The following is a 21,672-nucleotide window of genomic DNA, read 5'->3' as shown; positions in this document are numbered from 1 at the left end:
TTGAGCACCTAATCTACTAAACAAAACCCAAACCCGAGAAAAATCCACTTGGATTTTCCAAATGGGCGTATACAAGCCATTTGCAACTTAACTTAAGGTATTTTGGGCTTTCAATTCCATTTTTTCTCACCCAGTTTCTTTTCTTAACCCAAGTCAATTTTTTTGTTTTTCTATCACGCCATTTTTGACATAACATTTAAATCAAAATAAATCATGAACAGACATTCAGCACGATTATTCGGAATTTTCTTCATTCTTTCATTTGTGTCCTATGCAACTGGTATAGAGCTTATGTCAGATTTATTAAATACTCAATTGCAAGCATTTCAGGTTGCTGAAAACAAAGTAGGTTTTATTATAGGTGCGATTTTAATTGCTGTTTTTCATACCTTATCTAATCTTGGAATGGTTATAATAATGTTTCATGTTCTTCAACCGGTAAGTCATAGTCTTTCACTTATGTATTTGGTTCTAGGTTCCTTCGGCACATTTTTACTTACGTTGGGAGCAGTTTTTCTTTTATTGCCTATTCCAATAAGTGAAGCGTTAGATGAAACAAGTTTACATGATGCTTCATTTTTATCCATGTTATTAACTTTATCTTCAAGTGGAAATTTTTATTCGTACCAGCTTGGCATGATACTTTGGGCTTGTGGCGGATTGATTTTTTGTAGTCTGCTGTTCAAATCTAAGCTTGTTCCAGTTTTTTTTCCAATATGGGGTTTCTTGGGGTACTTAATTTTTATTATTGGTTGCGGATTAGAATTAGTTGGACAGGCATACGGAGTGATATTATCTATTCCCGGTGGATTATTTGAAATTATTCTGAGCATTTGGCTTATCGCAAAAGGTTTTAAAAAACCTGAAGTGGTAAAAGCTGTCAATGTTTAGAAGCTATTCTCTTTCTAATTCTGCTCAAAGATTCAGGTTTTACGCCGATATAACTGGCAATTTGATATTGAGGAACTCTTTGAAATATATCAGGTCTTTCTTTTAAAATCCTTAAATATCGCTGTTCGGGTGTCTCAGTCAAATATGAGGTAAGCATCTTTTGTTGTTCTGCAAATACAGTTTCCATTACTGCCCTTGAAGTTGTTTCCAGTCTCGGGAAATATTTAAAGATTTCCTGAGCTTTTTCTTCATTGCCTACCACTACGAAGGTGCTCTCTTCACAAATCAAATAACTATCAGCAATGGGATTGTCTGAGAAACTTGTGAACGAAATAATCCATTGCCCTTCATTGAAAAAATTCATTGTAACTTCTTCGCCATTTGTCAGCCTGTATTGTCTTACCAAACCTTCCAAAATAAAAAAAGTATCTCTATTCGTTTGACCTTCTTTTAAAAGATAATCCCCTCTTTTGATTTCTTTAATAAGCATACTGTCAGTCAAGGCTTTAATCTCTCCCTCAGTCAATGGAGTGAATCTTAAAAAATAATTAATTAACCTATTTCCCATTTGCTCTGTCATTTTTCAAGGTGCCGTAAATTTCTCCATTTCAGTAACCATTAAAAACCGGTACATCAGAACCGGTGTCAAATTGCTGTCCAAATAAGTTGCAGGCCGGAGATTATGAGCAAAAACTCCACGAGTAAAATAAATTTCTCTCTGCTCAATTTCTCAATTATTTTCTTTCCTGTCCAACTACCCAAAATCATTGCTACACCGATAAAAACTCCATAGTAAAGTTCCGTCTGACCAATTAGTGAATATTTATTGTAAACAATTGTCTTGGTCAGGTGCATAGCCAAAGCTGTAAACGCTTCACTTGCAATGTATGCTGTCGCTGTCATATTAAGTCCAAGGAAAAAAGCTGCACCAAGCGGACCTGCACTTCCGGCAAGTCCTGATAGAAAACCTGTCAGTCCGCCACCAAGCAACATTCCCTTATCCCCAAGTTCTATTTTCCTAATTTTCATTCTGCGATAAACGACTAACAGAATGAGAAATAATCCAATTCCAAATTTTACTGTATTGCTGTCAATTTCGGTGAATAAGTAACTTCCCAAAATTGTCAAAGGAATTGCAGTGAGAAGGAAGAAAATAATGGGTTTCCATTTAAGTTCGTGCCTGCCAAACCACACCCTTGAAGCATTCCCGAAAATCTGCCCTATGGTCAAAATGGGTACAGCTGCCTTTATCCCAACTATTCCTGTCAAAAATGGAAGCAAAACTAACGCTCCTCCGAATCCTGCCGCTCCTGAAATTGTTGCAGCGAGAAATGAAATTACGAATAGGAGGATTAGTTCTGAGGTCAAATATTAACTCTTTTAGGTATTAATAAAAATGGGGCATCATGTTCAAACCTAATCATAGTGCAGGGTTAAATGAACTTCAATTCGGTTTGACAATTGGTCGGTAAGATTCATGCCATTAAATCTTAATACTTAGACCTTCATTTCGCAAAAACATTGTTGGTTAATCGTTATTTTGATTTTAAAGTTGAATAAACTTCCTTTTCAAAAAGTCTATAAAAATCATAGGATACTTTATCATTAAAAGGAAGAAACTGGGTAAAATATACAACGGCAACTTCTTGATCCTTATCTAATGTATAATATGAATTAGCAATCCCAGCCCAATAGACAGCCCCTTTATTTCGAACCAATTCGTCATCATTGTTTTCAATTGCCCATGCAAGTCCATAAGTGTCCAATTCATCGGCAAAACCACCTAGACCTATTGTTTCAGGAAACCCGCCTACAGGGATGTTAAAATTAAGAGAAATCCCCTCGAGTTGATTTTTAAACATCATCTCAACAGTTTCGGGTTTTAGAATTTGACCGCCATCATATTTTCCATCATTCATTATGCAGTTGAGAAAAAATAGATAATCCTTTGGTGAGCTATATAAACCACCACCTGCACTGTATTTTGTGACAACTTTTGCCGGAATGCGAGGATTTTCTTTAAATCCGGTTGAATCACGCACACCCCAGGAAACAATATTTTCTTTCAGGTTATCCGGCACATTAAACCAGGTACTATTCATTTGTAAAGGCCCCGTAATATGATTTCTTAAGTAAGTTTCGAGGTCTTCTCCACTTATTTTTTCGACAATTTTTCCAACCCATTCTGTATTAGTGCCATACTGCCATCTTTCGCCAGCTTCAAATAATCTTGGTAAATCATCATGTTCCCATTTAGATTTATCAAATGATTGAAGGCGATAATCCAGAAATTCATATCCAAATCCTGCCGTGTGTGTCAATAAATGCCTCAAGGTTATTGCTTTTCTTGCCTTTACAAGCTCGTCTGTTTCTGTTAAGATTGGAATCGAGTTCATTTCCGGCATAAGATTATCTAAAGGTTCGTCAAGATTAATCAAACCTTTTTCAACAAGCTGCAAAGCGGCAACGGAAGCAATGGCCTTTGTCATTGAAAAAATTCTGAAGATATTATTTTCATTTACCGTGTCTCTGCCACCCCAAACTGAGGGTCCATATGCATACCAGTGCATATCGCCTTCTTTATTAATATATCCCATAATCGCTGCAGGAAGCTGACTGTTTTGAAAATAAGTTTCTAGAGGTAATTCATCTAGTGCAACATTACTTTCTTGTTTTTCAGTTTCGCAACCTACTATTGATATAATTATTAGTACAACAAGTAATTGTCTCATTATCAAATATTTTAAGGTTAGAAAAATGTTTGCCAGTTCGTTTATCAATATATTAAATTTAACAATTACCCCTCATTCTAAAAAACTCATTCCAGTGTATAAAGCCATATTACCCGACAACAAACGACTACAATCGAATACAAACGACTAGCTACCGACTACTTTTTGCGCCACTCCCCAACTTTGGTTCATCAACAAGCCTCTGGCGAAAATCTTTAACAAATCGTTCACAACCTAAACTTTCAAAATCATGAACACGCTAAGAAACAAAGTACAGCTCATCGGTAATCTGGGTGCCAAAGTAGAATTGAAAACCCTCGAATCCGGCAAAGTCGTAGGTCACGCCACTATAGCGACTAACGAATCTTTCAAAAACCAAAAAGGTGAAAAGGTCACCGAAACCACCTGGCACAACCTGGTCATCTGGGGAAAGACCGCAGAAATTCTTGAAAAATACACCGACAAAGGATCGGAGGTAGGTGTCGAGGGTAAAATTTCTAACCGAGCCTACACCGATAAAAACGGTGAAAAGCGGTACTTCACAGAAGTGGTGGTCAGCGACTTCCTACTGATGGGTTCGCCCAAATCAAAGAAGCTTGAGGCAGATTTGCCGTTCTAACCTCGATTATGCATTTGGATTCCTTAAGAGGTTTCTAACGGCAAGAAAATAAGGCATTATCGATCCCAATGGCCATCGGGAGAAAAGTGAATCCCAGCGATAGATTTTGTCCGCCGCTGCGGATGAGACCTGAGTAGTTCCTCTAATGTATATTTCAGGGTTAATCAGACCAAAGTTTTATTCAAAGCAAAGCCCCTTTCAGAAATGACCGAAAGGGCTTTGTTTTTTTGGTCTGGTCCAATGTTTCCTCAGTCCAATGTTACCTCAGTAGAATTTGTTTAAAAAACCGTTACCTCTTAGTTGTGTCACTCGAATCTTGAGCATGACTACTTAAGTTGGGGGATTTGGAAGATCTAAGTCAAATTTCCAAGGAAGTTGCAATTACTTCTATGGTTTGATGGCGTTTTTAAAGGCCTTTAATCCTGCAAATTCGGATGTATTTCCTAATTCATTTTCGATACGTAGGAGCTGATTGAATTTCTCAACCCGCTCCCCTCTGCAGCCGCTACCGGTTTTTAAATGCCCCGCATTAACTCCTACTGTCAAATCAGCAATGAAGCTATCGACTGTTTCGCCACTTCTATGTGAGACAAAACAATTGTAGGAGTTTTTATAGGCAAGCTCAATCGTTTCAAGAGTTTCTGTGATTGTTCCTATTTGATTCAATTTAATCAGGATTGAATTTGCAACTCCCTTTTCTATACCCTCTGCTAAAATTGATTTATTCGTGCAGAATAAGTCATCTCCAACAATTTCAATTTTCTCACCCATAATATCGGTCAGATTTTTCCAGCCTTCCCAGTCATTTTCAGCCAAACCATCTTCCAACAATACGATTGGATATTGATTCACCCAATTTTCCCAAAGTTTTATCATTTCATCGCTTGTGGCGAGTTTCTGTGAACTTTTGAAAAACCTGTATTTTCCATTTTCCCACATCTCACTTGCTGCGGGGTCAAGACAGATGCTCACATCCTTCCCGGGAGTATATCCAGCCTTTTCGATTCCTTCCAAAATCAATTCTACGGCTTGGTCATTTGATTTCAAATCAGGGGAAAATCCACCTTCATCACCCACACCCGTGCTAAATCCTTTTGCTTTAAGCACAGCTTTTAAAGAATGAAAAACTTCTGCTCCCATTCGAATTGCCTCTGAAAAAGAAGGTGCATTATGTGGTGCAATCATAAATTCCTGAAAATCCACGGTATTGTCCGCATGTTTTCCCCCATTGATAACGTTCATACAAGGGACAGGCATAAGGTGCGCATTACTTCCTCCCAAGTATTGATACAAAGGAATTTTTGAACTCATGGCTTTAGCACGGGCATACGCCATCGAAACACCCAAGATCGCATTAGCACCTAATTTGGATTTGTTTTGGGTTCCATCAAGCTCAATCAGAAAATAGTCAAGCTCTCGTTGACTGTTGAAAAATTTTCCTTCAAGCGCTTTTGAAATTACTGTGTTAACATTTTCTACCGCTTTTAAAACACCTTTACCGCCGTACCGATTCTTATCACCATCTCTTAATTCTGTGGCTTCTCTTTCTCCTGTCGATGCTCCGCTTGGAACCATTGCACGTGAAGTCGTACCGTCTTCAAGTTGAATATTTACTTCCACGGTTGGATTTCCTCTGGAATCGAGAATTTCGATTGCTTTAATTTTTTGAATTTTCATCATGATTAGACTAGTGTTTATTTACTGTTTCCTTTATAAATTAGAATGTCTTGGTGAGGAAATATTTTCATTCAACTCCCATATAACGGATCTAAAAAATCAATTCTTTCAAAAAATAAATATTCTCTATAGTACCTAAAGCCTATTAGAATAAATCCTAAGTTGAACTTTTGTTCAATTGCTATCATCCAAGAAAAATTCAGGAAATCAAAACCCTATATAGAGTAACAAAACACTTTTGGTTGTCAATTCCTCTAAATGAAATTTATACTCTGAAATACAAGGATTTATTTTTCTGCATTCTTCTTCAAAACCTTATCAATTTTTTGCTTAAAATAAATCTTAAACTCCGTCCCTTTCCCTAGTTTGCTTTCTACTTCTACTTTACCACCTGCATTGGATACCAGAGTCTTGACTAAATATAATCCTATACCAGAACCCTCCAAGGTGTCTTCTATTCTGTAGTATTTAGAAAAAATATCTTTAAGCTTACTGGGGTCAATTCCGATACCGTTATCTTTTACAGATATAATCATCAAAGCGCCCTTTTTTGTTATTTTAATCGAAATCTCCGGACTGCGATCCGGTGATTTGAACTTAATGGCATTTACTACAAGGTTATAAATAATTGTTCTTAACTCCCTTCTTGGAAAAACTATTTCTGAATGCTTTACTTCAGCTGTTATTGTAGCATTGGTCTCATGTATCTCATCGATGAGCGCAAATTTTACATCCTCCAAAATACTTTCAATATTAAGCAATTCCTCTTCTGCTTTATATTTATGTCGCTTACTTTCGGACTCGCGAAAATCTCCTAAAATCAATTTGATTTTCTTGATTCCATTTTCAATTTTCTTGGTATAAAATTTAATTTCTTTAAAATCCTCCAACTCTAAATCATTTAAGAGTTGAACCGAAAGAAGCATGCCTGTAAGCCCATTTTTAATGTCGTGAGACACGGTATCCAAAAGCGTTTCATACTCTGCAATTACTTTCTCCTGCTCCTTTAAATCTCTGACTCTGCCGGTGATATTGATAAAGGTGAGAATTACTCCATTTAATTTTCGATCAGCCTTGTCGAAGCATGGTAAAATATTCATCTGATACCAACACATATCATCTGTTTGAATCTGCTTTTCAAGGATTTTGGCTGTGGCTAATACGCGTTCGATATTATCTATAATCGTAGTATGCCGAAGGGTATTTTTCAAATCATGAATAGACCTACCTAAATCTGCTTTGGTAAGTTTAAACTGCTTCATTGCAGGAGGTGTAAACTTCCTCAAGATCATTTCTTTGTCAAAAAACAACTGGGGAATGATGGTATTATCGAAATAATTTTCCAGTTCATTATTCAACTCTTCTAGTTCAGCTATTTTTTGTTCGTCAGTAGGAGCCATGGTTATAAAAAGATTTAGTCAGATTTATAAATTCAATCTCCTCATGAAATCAATTAAAATTTTGAAGAGCAATTAGATTTGGAGACGTCCCTTGGAATTAAAGCACCCTGTAAGGCGAAAATCATAAAGATAATTATCAATACTTTTGCCATAACCAAATAAGAACTCGAGCCTTCAAAATATGTGAATTTTTAAGGTTGCTTTTCAATTGACTTTTTCAAAGAAATTAGAGTCCTAAGGTCAATAAGCACCAAATTTTTTTTGTCTTTAAAATTTAAAAAGTGTCAAGCTTCGAACTAACCAACCTGTGTTTTTACGAGTGTATTCTCATAAAGGGGAATATTTTCCCTTTTATTGGTTCTACATTGAATTTAAAAGGAAATACCTGTCTGGTCTCATTGTAAGCTCACTTACTAAAAATATCACTGGCTACTAGAATAGGACTGAACTTAAGGATGGAAAGCAGCTTATTTTCAAAATTGAATTTGGTTGTAGTATTTATCATACCGACCAATTGATGTCCTGAGAGGGATTGGTTCATCCGCCTTTTGTTTAACACTTAGAATCGCCGTGATGCATTTATTCCCGATTTGACAGTTCACCAAATAGTACACCAGGAATATGCATTCTTTTGATGTTTATTGAATTACCCCAAAAACAAAAAACTCTGTAAATCAGCTATTTACAGAGTTTTGATTTTGTTTAAAATCCTTATTTGTCGGGGTGACAGGATTTGAACCTGCGACCACACGCCCCCCAGACGTGTACGCTACCGGACTGCGCCACACCCCGATTCGGGAGCTAAAATTACAATTTTTACAGATTTTAAAAAGTTTCACAATTAGATTCAAACTCCAAAGATTTTTACACTTTGAAATCCAAAGAATTTCCAAAACAAATCTAAATCAATTAAATCTCTTTCCTTTTTGATTGTAGAAAGGAAGCTTCAAAATTGGTTTTACAGCATTTTTCACAACAGACTGAGTTTGGTTGGATAAGTTGAGCTTTGCGTAACGCTTCTCGCCCATTGTTGAATGGACCCAAATAATCACGATCGATTGCATCAGGAATGTCTTCACAATCTTTTTCGTGGATTTCATACTGTCCTTGATTGTTGGATTTGGAGGATAGATAAAAGAATTTCATAGATATCATTTACAAATTCCATCAAAAATACAGTGCTAAAAAGTACCAAAACATACCCTCTATAGGGTATATTTTGCATGTTTTGGTAAGAAAAACGGAAAAAGTCCTTAATTCTCAGTGGATCTGATCTCAGATTGCCTCATAGGCATTGCATCAATAATTCTAAAAATCTCGGAGGGTAGTGGGGATTTAGAACTCATAAATTTTACCCCGCCATCCAGTCCAATCAAAACCCATCGATCGGGATTGGAAATTTTGGAGGGAAGCTTTTCCAAAAATTTACCAGCGTCAACTTTACCTTGAAATGTGGTTTTTACCAAAAAATCTCCTTTGAAATAAAAAACCAGAAGTTTACGATCGTTCAAATTTTTTTGGAGATTTTGTTCAAACCAAAAAGATTCAACTTTGGAAGAACTAATAATCAGAATTCGGTTTTCCCAAACAAAATCTTTTGGAGATTTTGGCTTTTCTAAATTCAAAACAAGTGAGATCATTAGAAGAATTACCATATAAGATTAAAACTTTTTTTACCTGAAATGATTATTTAAAAACCTTGAATCCATACAGTCTTCGATAGATAAAATTACAAAGCGAACAGTATCCTTTTTCCCTTCTTAAACATGGTAAAATTTATTTCTAAAAAGAAACCTGATAATCAAAGCTTTTGAAAAACAAAAGATTTTTTATCTGCGGTTGCAAATAATAAGTCTCTTTTTAAATAAAGCTTATGCATTAAATTGATTTTTTTTATAAGGAATTATCATGTTTCCCGAATTTCTAATTCTTGGAATTCACAATTTAATCACAGGAATTTCAAAAAAATTTTATGAATTCACTCATTTAGTGAGGGTCGGAGATTTTTGAATTTATTTGGCAAATTAAAATTTAACAAGTAAATAGTAGCACTATTTATACATTAAATTGAAGTTAATTAATAAGTACCGTCGAAAATGTAATTCAAACCTAGAATATTGAATTTTAACAAAAATTGGATTGATTTTGGCTAAATATAAATTACCCTAGTTAAAGTGCGTTATTACGATTACCCTCAGAAGAATATTCTGATCACCCCTCTTTATGAATAAAATTTTACCGGGTTTATCTTTTTTGACAAAGATCAAATTTTACCTGATTGTAGGGCTTTTGGTGTTTGGGTATGGGGTGAGTTGGGGGCAGACTACCTACACCTGGGTCGGACCGAATAATGGTTCTTGGGCCATTGCCGCAAATTGGAACCCGACAAGAACAACAACAGCAAACAATGACATTCTGCAATTCAATTCAGGAACGACCCTGAATATCATTTCTGTACCAAGTCAAACCATAGGTCGATTATTAATCACAAACAATAGTCAAATTACCCTAAATACAGCACAAAACAATCATAACCTTAACATCAGCAACCTTGTCGGCGAGGATTTACAAATCGATTCTGGAGCAAAACTTACGTTAGTTTCATCAAGCAACAGGTTTCGAATTACCCTAGCCGCAAACGCAACTGGACTGATCAATGGGGAATTGGTTTTGGGGAATTTAGGCAACTTAAGAACGAATAATACCGGAGTCTCAATCACTGTAAATGGAAAAATTACCAATACAGGCGGAAGTTTCAGCAACTCGGCAACAAACAAAATTATTTTCAATGAAGAGTCCGAATATCATCACGCACGAAATGGGACAGCATTCCCTCTTGCTACTTGGGCTCCGACATCCATACTTAGAGTAACGGGAACCCAAAATACAACTAGTGGAAATACTGATCAAAACTTCGGAGACGTCATTCTTGCTAGCCCTGAGTACAACGTTAATATGAGTTTTTCTCCACTAAGTATTGCTGGAAATTTGACTATTCAAAACCCAAACAATAATCAACAAATCAGGATTGCATCGAGTTTTACAATAGGAGGGAATCTCAATCTAATCAGTGGTCATTTAGCTTTCCAGAATAATAATACCAGCCGAATTGTTACGGTAAACGGGAATGTAACTATTTCTGGGGGAACTATGGATTTAAGTCGAACTTCCGGTTCAGGGACGCTCCTATTAAATGGGAACTATTCCCAATCAGGTGGCTTAGTTACTGAAACAAGTTCCAGTTTTGGTTTGATAAATTTCCAAGGTGGAGGCCCAATTCAATTTTTTTCAAAAACTGGGGGAACATTTTCTCAAACTATAAATTTTGAAGTCACTGCCAGCTCATTTCTACAATTCGCTGACGCAACTTCCAGTACATCAGGTAGCATCGGGACTTTTGTGATGGGCACGGGAGCAACCTTAGGAATACGTTCTCCAGACGGAATTTCTGTAACAGGAGCTACCGGACATATACAAAATACCGGAATCCGAACCTTCAGCACCACCGGAAATTACATATACAATGGTAGCGTCAACCAAGCGATTGGTACCGGCCCTCCTGCTACCATCAATTCTTTCATTATAGCGAATACGGGAGCTAGTGGATCAAATACAGTCACATTTAACGCAAACCGGACTATTACCAGTGATCTGAGTGTACTTTCTGGTACTTTCAACTTATCCACATTCACTGCCAATCGGGTAGCGGCAGGTGGAACCCTCACCTTGGCGGCAAACACAAATTTGTTGGTAGGTGGAACCAATAATTTCCCTATGGATTACACTACATGGGATATTGACTGTGCCAGTACAGTTAATTACAATGCAGCAAGTAATCAAACCATCGGGGCAGTCAATTATGGGAATTTGATTCTCAGTGGATCTGGAGTAAAAACATTTCAAACAGGTACTACAGACATCTGTAACAATTTTACTTTAACAGGAACTGCATCCAGCACAGCAGTCATTGGGCTAACTATAGGGGGAAATGTCAATATAGGAACCGGAACTATATTTTCTGGAGCTTCCTTTACACACAATGTGGGCGGCAATTGGACTCGTGCAGGGACCTTTACTCCCGGTACGAGCACCATCAACTTTAATGGTGACAATCCGGCAAGCATTCAAAGCACCACATTTAATAACCTGACTTTTTCAGGAACCGGAGCAAAAACAGCCTCGGGCAATCTCACAGCCAATGGTACTATTCTGATATCCAATAATTTCAATGCGGGTGCATTTTCACACTCCCTGTCAGGAAATTGGACCAATAACGGCACTTTCACTACAGGAAACAGTTTAATTTCTTTTACAGGATCGGCAGCGCAAAGTATCTCAGGAACCTCCCCAACCGCTTTTCAGGCATTAACAATCAACAACCCACTCAGTGTGGGGGTCAACAGCCCGATTTCCGTCTCTACCAACCTGACCCTTTCCAATGGGGATTTTAATACCAATGGAAACCTGACCATGCTCGATGAATCACAGATTCTCCTGACCAACGCCTTGGCGGATCTGAATGGAACTATCCAAGGTACAGAGGATTACGATGTGATTTATTCAGGCGGAAACCGTCCGACAGGCGAAGAGCTTAGCGGTGCAGGATTAAGAAATGTAACCCTGACTTCTACAGCAGGTAGTACCCTGACTTCGACTTCCAATTTTACCATGAAAGGTCAGTTGAACATTCCCAATGGTATCACATTCAATATGGGAAGCTTTTCCATAGGCCCTACTCTGATTACTACCCTCGGTGGAGGACAGTTGCAGACTCAGAGTACCTCGCTGGAACCGCTTCCTCAGGATGTAACCTGGAGCTTTGTCGTGAAATACAACAAAGCAGACGGTGGACAAACTATAGTATATGGGATTTATGAAAATCTGGAAATCTTATCCACCAGTGGGACTAATACCATGGAGCCAGAGGGATCAGGGGATTTTGTCATCAGGAACCAACTAATTGTAACCAATCCTGCTACGGTAGATGCGACTGATTCCAGAGTGGAGTTCAATGGTCTTGCAGCGCAAACCATTGCCGGTTTGACTTTCAAAAAACTGGTTCTAAGCGGTAGTGGGAACAAGACCTTCGACGCAGGAACTTCCATTTCAAATGAATTGGTCATCAATCCCACTGCTATTGCCAGACTGGGAAATATTGATAGATCTGTAGAGGTTTTAATTCTGAATGGAATAGCTCAAGGGGTAGGATCTTACGGAAGTACAGCTTCTACAGCGACCAATAAATTGGCAACTTATTTTGGGACTATAGACCCAGGAATCTTATTTGTGACGAATGTCTGCCAGGATGGAAAATGGACCGGAGATGTCAGTTCGGATTGGTTTGATCCAGCTAACTGGTGTAATGGATTACCAACGGCAACGACCGATGTAACTATCCCTGCTACCGTAAACCAACCAGAGATTAACACCACGGGGGCTCTATCCAGAAATATTACAATAGAATCGGGTGCAAGCCTAAGTATGACTGGAACCTCAACTTTTTCTGTTCGAGGAAACTGGATAAATAACGGAACCTTTTCTGCTGGAACAGGAACAGTTACTTTCCAGAGTACCGCTGTTCAAACCTCCTCTGGGTCAAGTGCCAATAATTTCGCGAACCTCACAATTTCCAATCCTGCCGGTGTATCACTTGGTACTGCTACCATTGTATCAGGCACTTTGACGCTGGCCTCAGGGGCACTTGGAGCAGGTACCAGCCTCACCATGAGTGTCAATTCGGCAATTTTAAGGACTGCAGGTTCACTCACAGGTACACTGCAAGGCAGCAATGCTTATGACGTCAGCTATTCCGGCAACTCAAAAACATCAGGACCGGAATTAGTCAATACCGGACTCCGAAATTTGACTGTAAACCTAACTGCTGGGCAAACTTTGACCCTAGGTGGGACTCCTGCCCTTCCGGATGGAAACCTTTCACTGACAAGTGGGAGACTAAACGCTGGAGCTATTTCGATCGACCGATCCACGGCAGGTGGAACTTTGACAATTGGAGCAGGAACCACTTTTATTACATCAGCAAATGGCACCGCAGCATTTCCTACCAATTACACAACCCGGACAATCGATGCCAGCAGTACTGTAGAGTATGCAGGTACCAACCAAACTGTCGCTACCAATACCTATGGCAACGTCATTTTGGGTGGAGCCTCCGGTGTAAAAACCTTTGCTGGAGCCACTTCCTTCGCCGGAAATCTTTCAATTGCGGCAACTACATCAGCCAATCTGGGAACTGCCAATTCCTCCGCAAACACCTTAACCCTTGGAAGTGTGGGACAACCCAATGGATCTTATGGAAGTACAGCCTCTTCGGCTATATTTAAGGTTGCTACTTCCTTTGGAATCTCCGCAACAGGAATCTTGAATGTAACTAACAGTACCTTAGCCTGTGTGAACGGATTCTGGATTGGTGGTACTTCCACAGATTGGTTTACCACTTCCAACTGGTGTAATGGAATCGTTCCAACCGCCACGACTGATGTGCTTATTCCAGCAAATGCTCCATTTAAGCCTGTGATTAATGCTAATGGGGCTATCGCTAGAAATCTCAACATTGAATCAGGAGCATCATTAGGTATTTCAGAAACACAGACCCTGACCCTTAACGGGAACTTTATTAACAACGGAACATTTGTTCCAGCAACAGGTACTGTAGTTTTCGGTGGAACCGCCACTCAGACTATCTCCGGATCGAGCACAAGTAGCTTCTTTAATCTTATTTCAACCAATTCAACAAGTTTAGGATTGAGCGCTCCTATTTCAATTGGGGGCACCTTGTCGCTCACAGCAGGAAACATAACGGCAGGATCAAACCTGACTATGAACGTTAATTCAGCTATAATTAGAGGTACCGGAGCAATGACTGGTACTATCCAAGGTGCCAATATATACAGTGTAAGCTATCAGGGAACAAGTAAAACAACGGGGAGCGAACTGAGTGGTGGAGGATTAAACAGCGTCACTGTAAGCCTGAATGCGAATCAGATTCTGACGGCTGGAAATAATTTTACTGTCCGAGGAAATCTGAATATTCCTACCAATGTCACACTGAACATGGCAACTTTTCAGCTATCAGGAAATTTGACCACTACAGGATCAGGTACACTCTCCACTCAAAGCATCTCTGCAAGCCCTCTTACTTCAGGTCGTTCCTGGAGTTTTTCAGTCTCATATAACAATTTAAACGGTGGGCAGAAAGTTGTCAGTGGAATATATCAAAATCTAAGTGTCCAAAATAATTCAGGCACCACTACTTTGGCACCGGGTACAGAGGGACTAATTGAAATTGCTTCAGGCGACTTTTCCAAATCCGGAAGTGGAACTTTAGCTGCCGGCACATCTTCAGTGGTCTTCAGCGGTCCTGGTTCTCAAAGTATTCCAGCCGTTACCTTCTTCAACCTCGAACTTAGAGGCGGAGGAGACAAAACTTTTACAGGGAGTCAAAATATTCTCGGAAATCTTACGATTAGAGGAACAGCTATTGCAAGATTATGGACAACCAATCGTACTGCAAACTCCCTCACTCTTGGGGGAATTGATCAGCCTGCTGGTTCATTCGGAAGTACTGCCTCTTCGGCTACATTTAAAAGGCCACAATTCTTTGGTACAACGGATACTGGTTTACTCAATGTCACCATAAATACGGCCATCTGTGACGAGGGAACTTGGCAAGGAACAGTTTCCACGAATTGGTTTACTCCAGGCAACTGGTGTGGCAATAAGGTGCCAACTCTCACGACAGACGTGTTTATTCCATCTACAACACCTTTCCAACCGCTCATTAGTGCAAACGGAGCAATAGTTCAAAATTTGGTGATAGAAACTGGTGCCACTGTTCAAATAAGCGGGGCATTTACGCTTACTGTGGGCGGAAATTGGGAAAACAACGGAACATTTATTCCTGGTACAACTAGTACAGTAACTTTTGCAGGAGTCGAAGATGGATCAATTTCAGGCGGAAACTTTGCCAATATTTCCTTCACAGGCGCAGGCACAAAGTCTGCCTCAGGAAATTTAACCATTTCAGGAAACTTATTGATTTCCAATAATTTTGACGCAGGAGATCAACTCCATTCTTTGGCGGGAAACTGGACAAACAATGGGGATTTCTCATCTGGCACTGGCACCGTTTCTTTCAATGGAACAGTAGCTCAGACTATCACAGGTTCTCAACCCAATGCCTTCAATAATTTTATTTTGACAAATTCAGCGGGATTAACAATGAATTCGGCAGGATCCATAGAAAGCACCCTGACTTTAACTTCCGGAAACTTAGCAGCAGGGGCAAACTTAAGCATGCTAACAGGATCTGAGATTCTGAGAAATGCTGGTTCAGTGACAGGTATTCTTCAAGGCACCGGAGCTTATGATGTCAGCTATTTTGGAAATTCAAAAACTTCAGGTCCCGAATTGGGAAATACCGGACTTCGAGACCTGAATATCAATCTCACCGCAGGGCAAACATTGACTTTGAGTGGCACTCCTGCCCTTCCGGATGGAAATCTTACGCTGCTCAGTGGAACACTAAATGCTGGAGCTAGCTCGATCGATCGATCTTCAGCAGGAGGCAACTTGACCTTAGGACCAAATACCACCTTTATCACTTCAGGAAATGACATTGCCGCATTTCCAATCAACTACACGACCCGAACAATCGATGCCAGCAGTACTGTGGAGTACCTAGGAACCAATCAAACCGTGGCAATTAACACCTATGGCAACTTGATACTGGGAGGAGCCTCAGGTGTCAAAACTTTCGCAGGAGCAACCACTATTGCAGGGAATCTTTCCATAGCTGCAACTACTTCGGCCAATTTGGGATCCGCCAATTCCACTACAAACACCTTAAACCTTGGAGGTGCAGGTCAACCGAATGGTAGCTACGGTAGTACTGCTTCTTCGGCTTTCTTCAACAATGCAACTTACTTTGGAATTTCGGCAACGGGAATCCTGAATGTGACTACCAGCACCTTAATATGCACAAACGGACTTTGGATAGGCGGAATTTCCACAGACTGGTTTACCGCTGCCAACTGGTGTAATGGTATTTTGCCTACCAATTCAACGGATGTACTAATTCCATCCACCGCACCCAACCAACCTAGCATCAATGCCAATGGAGCAGTAGCCAAAAATCTGACTATCCAATCTGGAGCAAGTTTGGTAATTACCGGAACCTTTACCCTATCCGTCCATGGAGATTGGAGTAATTCAGGAACTTTCAACTCCGGTACTTCCAGCACAGTTGATTTTACAGGAACACCCAATGCAATTATTGGAGCAGGAAGCTTTACAAATGTTTCCTTTACCGGCATCGGTACAAAAACGCTCAATGCAACCATTACCGTTTCCGAAAACATTATTCCCATAGCTACTTCGGTTGTATTGAGCGGAACAAATACGCTGACACTCAATACCGGGAAAGCAATGGAAATCCTTTCCTCGGGATCTTTGACCACCGGAAGCGGTAAATTGATTTTGGAACCGGGAGCTAACTATGTCAATCGAAGTACCTCCAACCCGGCCTTAGAAGTCAAACAAACGCTTACAGGAAACAAAGGATGGAGGATGATCGGGACTCCGGTCACCACGACTTATGATATACTGACCTCAGGATTGGAAACTCAAGGCTTCCCTGGTTCCACCAATCCAACACTTCAGCCTAACTTATTATGGTGGGATGAGACCGATAAAGGTACCACCCTGCAAGGATGGAGACAGCCTACCAATCTATCTTCAAATGCTCCAGCCGGACGGGGACACTACTTCTATGTTTTCAATGGAGATACCAAGCCCGGCGGCGGAAATTATACAGATGCATTACCCAAGACTATGTCCCTCAGCGGAACAGAAGTTAATCTGGCTTCGGGATCTTTCAACTTTGGGGTCACTTTTACAGCAAGAACTACGCAATTCGAGGAGGTAAATAGCAATACACTCATCGAAGTGAATCAGGCTGATGAAGGCTTTAATATGCTGGCCAATCCTACCGCCTCGGTGATTGATTTCCATTCAGCTAGCGGATGGACCAAAACCAACATTGATCAATCCATCTATTTGTGGGATCCGGTATCGAATGCTTTCCTGACTTGGAATGGGACTTCTGGAGATTTGGGAAGCGGTAGAATCGCACCTTACCAGGCTTTCTGGGTCAAGGCAAATGCTGCAACCCCAAATCTCATTCTCTCTGGCAACGATGCAAAAACCTTGACTTTCACTTCTTTCTTTGGAAGAAAACAAGACTTCACCCCTCCTACGCTGGAATTGAACGTTGCTGGAGAAGGTATGGAAGCCCGATCCTTCATCACTTTTGGTGAAGATGGGAAAATCGGCGCTGACACCAAAGACGCTTACCAGCTCGAATCCTTAGGAGAGGATTGGCTGCTACTTTACTCCTTTGGTTCTACAAAAACCCGAAGCCCGCTCGTGATCAATCACCAACCCGATCCAAACAGCGAAGATCGGGTGATACCATTACACCTTGCTGCTTCCAAAAAAGGAGAACCGTTCAATGGTACCTATCTAATGGATTGGAAAATCCCCACAGAATGGCCAGCCACTTCCGACATCGTGCTGATGGATCACATCAACCAAAAAGCGATTGACATGCGGAAGGAAAGCATGCATACCTTCAGCTTTGAAGCGCCCAAAGCATCGGTATCCAATGCACGAAAAACATGGAATGGCCTGCAAGTTCCTCAGGCGGTAGTTTTCGAGACTCCTTATGAAATAGGGGAAGAGGAAGAAATTACGCCAAATATAGTCAATGCCAGAACTTCTTCTGGTTCCAAACCGAAACGTCCATTTACCATTTTCATTGGTGCATTCCCGGACGATCGCATTGAGTATTTACCCGAATTCCCCAAGCTGTTTGCTCCTATTCCAAATCCATTTAAGTATGAGACCAAAATAAGATTCTATCTGCCAGTGTCAGAAAAAGCCACAGTCAGCATTTACAACCTTTTGGGTCAGGAAGTCGGAAGCTTCCCGGCTGAAGAATATAAAGCGGGAATTCAGGAACTGGATTGGATTCCTTCATCCATCGATTTACCAAGCGGAATGTATGTCATTCGCCTAAGCACCACCAACGGACAATTCACTCAAAAACTATTGAAACACTGATGATGAAATCCTTTTATATCCTGCTTCTTTTTTTAACCGGAATATGTACTGGAAGTACTTTGGCCCAAGAGGTGGTGGATACCCGTAGGGCCACCCTTAATGTCCGTGCAACAGCTACAGTCACCGATAACCTGCAAATGCTGACTATCCGAAATCTGGATCTGATCAGCCCAACGATCATTGATAATAAAATAATAGTTGATCCCACCACAAGTGGATTTGCTGGTATGTTCAAAATCATCGGAAATCCAAATGCAAAAGTTCGAATCACTTTTCTCCAGAACGAGGTCTTGAAAGAACAAAATGAAGGATTCGGAACGGTCTACGCCGAATATTTTGTGAGTGAGGCGTTCGAAGATACCCAGTTTCAGAGTACTCCGCTACAGGTGGGCGAGGGCAATGTAATGCTCAGTGAGGTAGGTGTACTTTTCCTTTGGCTAGGTGCCAATCTGGATCTTTCCCAGGCTGGACCCGGACTGTATTTATCTGAATTTATCATCGAATTGGAATATATCTGATGCGAACAATTATTTCATATCGCTTTGGATTTTCTAGCCTCCTGGTTCTTTTGGTGGCTATGCTTGGTGCTGAAAGCAGCCTTGCACAGCGGATAAATTTTAGTACCTGGACAGGTAGTGATGATATCACTATAACCTCGGTTATGGCAAATCCGAATCTGAACTTCAATCAAAAACAAGCAAACATCTCCGCCAATAGCTCTGCTATAACCATTAATCTGGCTGATGCTCAAGCAGTTGCCTTCGAAATCAAAGCACCAATAGGATTTGACCTGACAGTGGAAGTGGATGCCCCGACTTTCCTTAGTTTGGACGGCACGGGAACAGTTCCTGAAGAGCAAATCCCTTTTCGAATCGGTATTGCTTACAATAATATGGAGGCCGGAAATGATGCAGCCGCCAAGGCTTCAGCAATTCAGCTTCCAATTGGATTTTACAATGTTACGTTCCCGGTAAACCGAAGAACAGGAGGAGCACCTGGACCACCTCCCACACCGATTTCCGGAGGTGAGACACGGTCGAAATCAACGGCCTATCTATTTATTACCGGAGAGCTGGGACCTATCGGCGCTGTAAATGCCGGTCAGTATCTGGGTGACATCACGATCAATGTCTACTTCACTAGCAATGATTAATCGGATATTAAATATCGCCCTAATTCCACTTTTGATGCTGGTCTCAGAGTCAGTACAGGCTCAGTTTGTAGCTGTCCGGCTAGAATTACCTGCCGGGATCCAATTTTATGCAGGGGTCCTAAAAACCATCGAAGGGGGAACGTGGGAAAACAGCAAAGCTAAAGTCTGGGTAGGTATCGAATCTCAGGAAAATCTGACCTTCCTTCTTGATATAGACTTTCCAGATCGGGAGATTCTCCCAAGTCCCGAAGCAAATTTCCTCAACGATGGGACTGCTGACTTTGAAAAAGCTTCGAACCTTGATTCCACAGTTCAGGAATTAAGAATGAGTACTCATCCCAATCTTATCCGACATATGGACCCACGACCGACACATATTCAGGCCTGGCTAGGTCTACCATTCATTAACGGAATTACTATCAAAATTGAATACCCTTAAAAATAAATCAAAAACCTTCAAAATCTTGAAAAAAGCCAATGAAAAACAAATAAACTAAACCGCCGAGGGCATCCAGGATCGCCTAAGCAAATGAAAAAAAACAGTATTAAAACAACAATTACTTTTTATCAAAAAACAAACAAACAAACAAACAAACAAACAAACAAATGAAAACAATCTTAAAATCAATCCTTACCCTAGGCCTCGCAGCAGGTTTAGGCTTTGCTGCGAATGCGCAAAAAACAGCAATTGCTCCTGCATCAGCTTCAGTTCTGGCCGACTTGACCATTTCTTTGGATGGAACTCTCAATGAAATTGCATTCGGAAATCTTTCTGCTTCTACTCCAGACCAAATAATTCTGGATGCAAATGGAATAAGTAATGCAAACACAGGTTCAATAACCAAGGTTGCGAAATTTGATCTCGAAGGTGCAAATGTCCCAGTTACGGTATCCTATGATGCAACAGTTACTTTGACCGAATCAATTGTTGGAACTGCCACCATGATAATGACTCCGCAAGTAGTGGGTGCTGCTGTAGACACGGAACAGGCAACTGCAGGCACAGTTACATCCGGCAATACTGTTACTTTGGCTTCAGGAGTTTATTTCTTATGGGTTGGAGGAACTATCCCAGCCTTATCAAGTCAAGCAACTGGAGTCTATGAAGGTACATTCAACATTAGTGTTGAATACAATTAATTTCAACAAAGCCGGCAGGGAAATCTGCCGGCTTAACTTACTTTAGTCTTATGAGACATCGAATACTAGTAATTCTAGCACTTCTCCCTTGCCTTGTTTCCTTTTCGGCTTTGGCGCAGGTTTCCATCGCTCCCACCACAGTTTTTATTGACCAGAACGGAGTGGGTTCCCTGTTTATAACCAACCCAGGAGACACACCTCAGGAGATCAACGTGAGTTTTCTGTTTGGCTATCCCGGAAATGACGAAGTGGGCAATCTGACCATGGTCTATGGGGACAGTCTAATGGAGAAACAGTTTGGTATGGGTGACCGACTTCGGGCATTTCCCCGAACTTTCATCCTTGCCCCTCAGCAGCAGCAAACAGTGAGACTTCAGGCAAAACCTGACCGATCATTGGCAGCAGGCACTTATTTCACCCGCGTAAAAATCACTTCCAATGCTCAAACCGCAGACGTAGAGCAAACGGCAACAGAAGGAGTGTCTACCCAAGTCAACTTTAAGTTTGATCAGGTGATTGCTGCCTTCCAGAAAGTTGGTGGGACTTCAACAGGGCTTGAATTTGGACAGACTTCGACTGAGGTCAAAGATGGAAACGTCCGCATCACACCGGATTTTAGGGTATCTGGCAATTCTCCGTATTTGGGAAGTGTGACTGCTACCATGCGAAACGGTGCAAAGGAAGTGATAGCTGAACAGCAGCAGACCGTTGCCATGTATTTCTCCGGAAAGCGGGCTGTGGAAATGAAGCTCCCGGAGAATCTTCCAGCAGGAACCTATGAAATCACGCTCAGATATGAGACCCGTCGATCGGATATCCCATCTTCGGATTTGGTTCAGGCACCTGCGGTGACTCAGACGGTGATGCTTACGATCCAATAAGCTAAGAGATGATCGAAAACCTTTCCTAATCACCCTGAAG

15 protein-coding genes and 1 tRNA gene are annotated in these 21,672 nt (G+C 40.7%); 8 read left to right on the top strand and 8 right to left on the bottom strand.

Features of this window, described 5'->3' with window-relative positions; genetic code table 11:
* The first annotated feature begins 213 nt into the window (after positions 1-213).
* Positions 214-891, top strand: a complete 678-nt coding sequence (locus ACK4HU_RS07485) for a DUF4386 domain-containing protein (RefSeq protein ID WP_409804974.1) — start codon at positions 214-216, stop codon at positions 889-891.
* Here ACK4HU_RS07485 and ACK4HU_RS07480 read toward each other — a convergent pair.
* From ACK4HU_RS07480 to ACK4HU_RS07470, 3 genes are all read right to left on the bottom strand, one after another.
* Positions 881-1,471, bottom strand: coding sequence for a Crp/Fnr family transcriptional regulator (locus ACK4HU_RS07480; RefSeq protein WP_409804970.1), 591 nt, complete (start codon positions 1,469-1,471; stop codon positions 881-883). The genes ACK4HU_RS07485 and ACK4HU_RS07480 overlap by 11 nt on opposite strands.
* A 65-nt stretch (positions 1,472-1,536) precedes the next feature.
* The gene (locus ACK4HU_RS07475; RefSeq protein WP_409804968.1) at positions 1,537-2,259 is read right to left on the bottom strand and encodes a sulfite exporter TauE/SafE family protein; all 723 of its coding nucleotides are present in this window, start codon (positions 2,257-2,259) and stop codon (positions 1,537-1,539) included.
* Between the two features lie 167 nt (positions 2,260-2,426).
* Positions 2,427-3,623 carry a serine hydrolase domain-containing protein gene (locus ACK4HU_RS07470; protein ID WP_409804965.1) on the bottom strand — a complete coding sequence of 399 codons (1,197 nt, stop codon included), beginning with the start codon at positions 3,621-3,623 and terminating at the stop codon, positions 2,427-2,429.
* A gap of 250 nt (positions 3,624-3,873) precedes the next feature.
* On the opposite strand from ACK4HU_RS07470, the gene ACK4HU_RS07465 reads away from it, so the two are divergent.
* Positions 3,874-4,242: a single-stranded DNA-binding protein gene (locus tag ACK4HU_RS07465; RefSeq protein WP_409804963.1), complete on the top strand. Its 369-nt coding sequence runs from the start codon at positions 3,874-3,876 to the stop codon at positions 4,240-4,242.
* A gap of 387 nt (positions 4,243-4,629) precedes the next feature.
* Here ACK4HU_RS07465 and eno read toward each other — a convergent pair whose 3' ends face one another.
* The 5 genes from eno to ACK4HU_RS07440 all read right to left on the bottom strand — a co-directional run bounded on the left by eno (position 4,630) and on the right by ACK4HU_RS07440 (position 8,959).
* A complete protein-coding gene (gene eno, locus ACK4HU_RS07460; RefSeq protein WP_409804961.1) occupies positions 4,630-5,922 on the bottom strand; it encodes a phosphopyruvate hydratase in 1,293 nt (430 codons plus the stop codon).
* Positions 5,923-6,206: 284 nt separating this feature from the next.
* The gene (locus ACK4HU_RS07455; RefSeq protein WP_409804958.1) at positions 6,207-7,319 is read right to left on the bottom strand and encodes an ATP-binding protein; all 1,113 of its coding nucleotides are present in this window, start codon (positions 7,317-7,319) and stop codon (positions 6,207-6,209) included.
* Positions 7,320-8,037: 718 nt separating this feature from the next.
* Positions 8,038-8,111: transfer RNA gene (locus tag ACK4HU_RS07450), tRNA-Pro, on the bottom strand.
* A 113-nt stretch (positions 8,112-8,224) separates the two neighbouring features.
* A complete protein-coding gene (locus ACK4HU_RS07445) occupies positions 8,225-8,419 on the bottom strand; it encodes a hypothetical protein (protein ID WP_409804956.1) in 195 nt (64 codons plus the stop codon).
* A gap of 153 nt (positions 8,420-8,572) precedes the next feature.
* Positions 8,573-8,959, bottom strand: a complete 387-nt coding sequence (locus ACK4HU_RS07440) for a DUF4174 domain-containing protein (protein WP_409804954.1) — start codon at positions 8,957-8,959, stop codon at positions 8,573-8,575.
* 583 nt (positions 8,960-9,542) lie between these two features.
* Here ACK4HU_RS07440 and ACK4HU_RS07435 point away from each other — a divergent pair.
* The 6 genes from ACK4HU_RS07435 to ACK4HU_RS07410 all read left to right on the top strand — a co-directional run bounded on the left by ACK4HU_RS07435 (position 9,543) and on the right by ACK4HU_RS07410 (position 21,632).
* Positions 9,543-18,458: a T9SS type A sorting domain-containing protein gene (locus ACK4HU_RS07435; RefSeq protein WP_409804952.1), complete on the top strand. Its 8,916-nt coding sequence runs from the start codon at positions 9,543-9,545 to the stop codon at positions 18,456-18,458.
* Positions 18,458-18,976 carry a hypothetical protein gene (locus ACK4HU_RS07430; protein ID WP_409804949.1) on the top strand — a complete coding sequence of 173 codons (519 nt, stop codon included), beginning with the start codon at positions 18,458-18,460 and terminating at the stop codon, positions 18,974-18,976. Before ACK4HU_RS07435 ends, ACK4HU_RS07430 begins: the two co-directional genes overlap by 1 nt.
* Positions 18,976-19,611 carry a hypothetical protein gene (locus ACK4HU_RS07425; RefSeq protein ID WP_409804947.1) on the top strand — a complete coding sequence of 212 codons (636 nt, stop codon included), beginning with the start codon at positions 18,976-18,978 and terminating at the stop codon, positions 19,609-19,611. Before ACK4HU_RS07430 ends, ACK4HU_RS07425 begins: the two co-directional genes overlap by 1 nt.
* The gene (locus ACK4HU_RS07420; RefSeq protein ID WP_409804945.1) at positions 19,586-20,050 is read left to right on the top strand and encodes a hypothetical protein; all 465 of its coding nucleotides are present in this window, start codon (positions 19,586-19,588) and stop codon (positions 20,048-20,050) included. Before ACK4HU_RS07425 ends, ACK4HU_RS07420 begins: the two co-directional genes overlap by 26 nt.
* Positions 20,051-20,217: 167 nt before the next feature.
* Positions 20,218-20,751 carry a DUF4402 domain-containing protein gene (locus tag ACK4HU_RS07415; protein ID WP_409804943.1) on the top strand — a complete coding sequence of 178 codons (534 nt, stop codon included), beginning with the start codon at positions 20,218-20,220 and terminating at the stop codon, positions 20,749-20,751.
* 50 nt (positions 20,752-20,801) lie between these two features.
* Entirely contained in the window at positions 20,802-21,632 is an 831-nt protein-coding gene (locus ACK4HU_RS07410; RefSeq protein ID WP_409804942.1) for a hypothetical protein, read from the top strand.
* Positions 21,633-21,672 lie beyond the last annotated feature (40 nt).

This window comes from Algoriphagus sp., from assembly GCF_046296635.1.
Classification (GTDB): Bacteria; Bacteroidota; Bacteroidia; order Cytophagales; family Cyclobacteriaceae; genus Algoriphagus.
The sequence above is the reverse complement of the archived record's forward strand: the minus strand, read 5'-3'. Positions and strand labels throughout refer to the sequence as shown.

What these genes read in the sequence shown, in the direction of transcription:
- ACK4HU_RS07470 (WP_409804965.1), bottom strand. Translation starts at nt 3,623, where the DNA reads ATGAGACAATTACTTGTTGTACTAATAATTATATCAATAGTAGGTTGC.
- ACK4HU_RS07465 (WP_409804963.1), top strand. Translation starts at nt 3,874, where the DNA reads ATGAACACGCTAAGAAACAAAGTACAGCTCATCGGTAATCTGGGTGCC.
- ACK4HU_RS07430 (WP_409804949.1), top strand. Translation starts at nt 18,458, where the DNA reads ATGATGAAATCCTTTTATATCCTGCTTCTTTTTTTAACCGGAATATGT.
- ACK4HU_RS07445 (WP_409804956.1), bottom strand. Translation starts at nt 8,419, where the DNA reads ATGAAATCCACGAAAAAGATTGTGAAGACATTCCTGATGCAATCGATC.
- ACK4HU_RS07480 (WP_409804970.1), bottom strand. Translation starts at nt 1,471, where the DNA reads ATGACAGAGCAAATGGGAAATAGGTTAATTAATTATTTTTTAAGATTC.
- ACK4HU_RS07420 (WP_409804945.1), top strand. Translation starts at nt 19,586, where the DNA reads ATGTCTACTTCACTAGCAATGATTAATCGGATATTAAATATCGCCCTA.
- ACK4HU_RS07435 (WP_409804952.1), top strand. Translation starts at nt 9,543, where the DNA reads ATGAATAAAATTTTACCGGGTTTATCTTTTTTGACAAAGATCAAATTT.
- ACK4HU_RS07425 (WP_409804947.1), top strand. Translation starts at nt 18,976, where the DNA reads ATGCGAACAATTATTTCATATCGCTTTGGATTTTCTAGCCTCCTGGTT.
- ACK4HU_RS07415 (WP_409804943.1), top strand. Translation starts at nt 20,218, where the DNA reads ATGAAAACAATCTTAAAATCAATCCTTACCCTAGGCCTCGCAGCAGGT.
- ACK4HU_RS07410 (WP_409804942.1), top strand. Translation starts at nt 20,802, where the DNA reads ATGAGACATCGAATACTAGTAATTCTAGCACTTCTCCCTTGCCTTGTT.
- ACK4HU_RS07440 (WP_409804954.1), bottom strand. Translation starts at nt 8,959, where the DNA reads ATGATCTCACTTGTTTTGAATTTAGAAAAGCCAAAATCTCCAAAAGAT.
- ACK4HU_RS07485 (WP_409804974.1), top strand. Translation starts at nt 214, where the DNA reads ATGAACAGACATTCAGCACGATTATTCGGAATTTTCTTCATTCTTTCA.
- ACK4HU_RS07455 (WP_409804958.1), bottom strand. Translation starts at nt 7,319, where the DNA reads ATGGCTCCTACTGACGAACAAAAAATAGCTGAACTAGAAGAGTTGAAT.
- eno (WP_409804961.1), bottom strand. Translation starts at nt 5,922, where the DNA reads ATGATGAAAATTCAAAAAATTAAAGCAATCGAAATTCTCGATTCCAGA.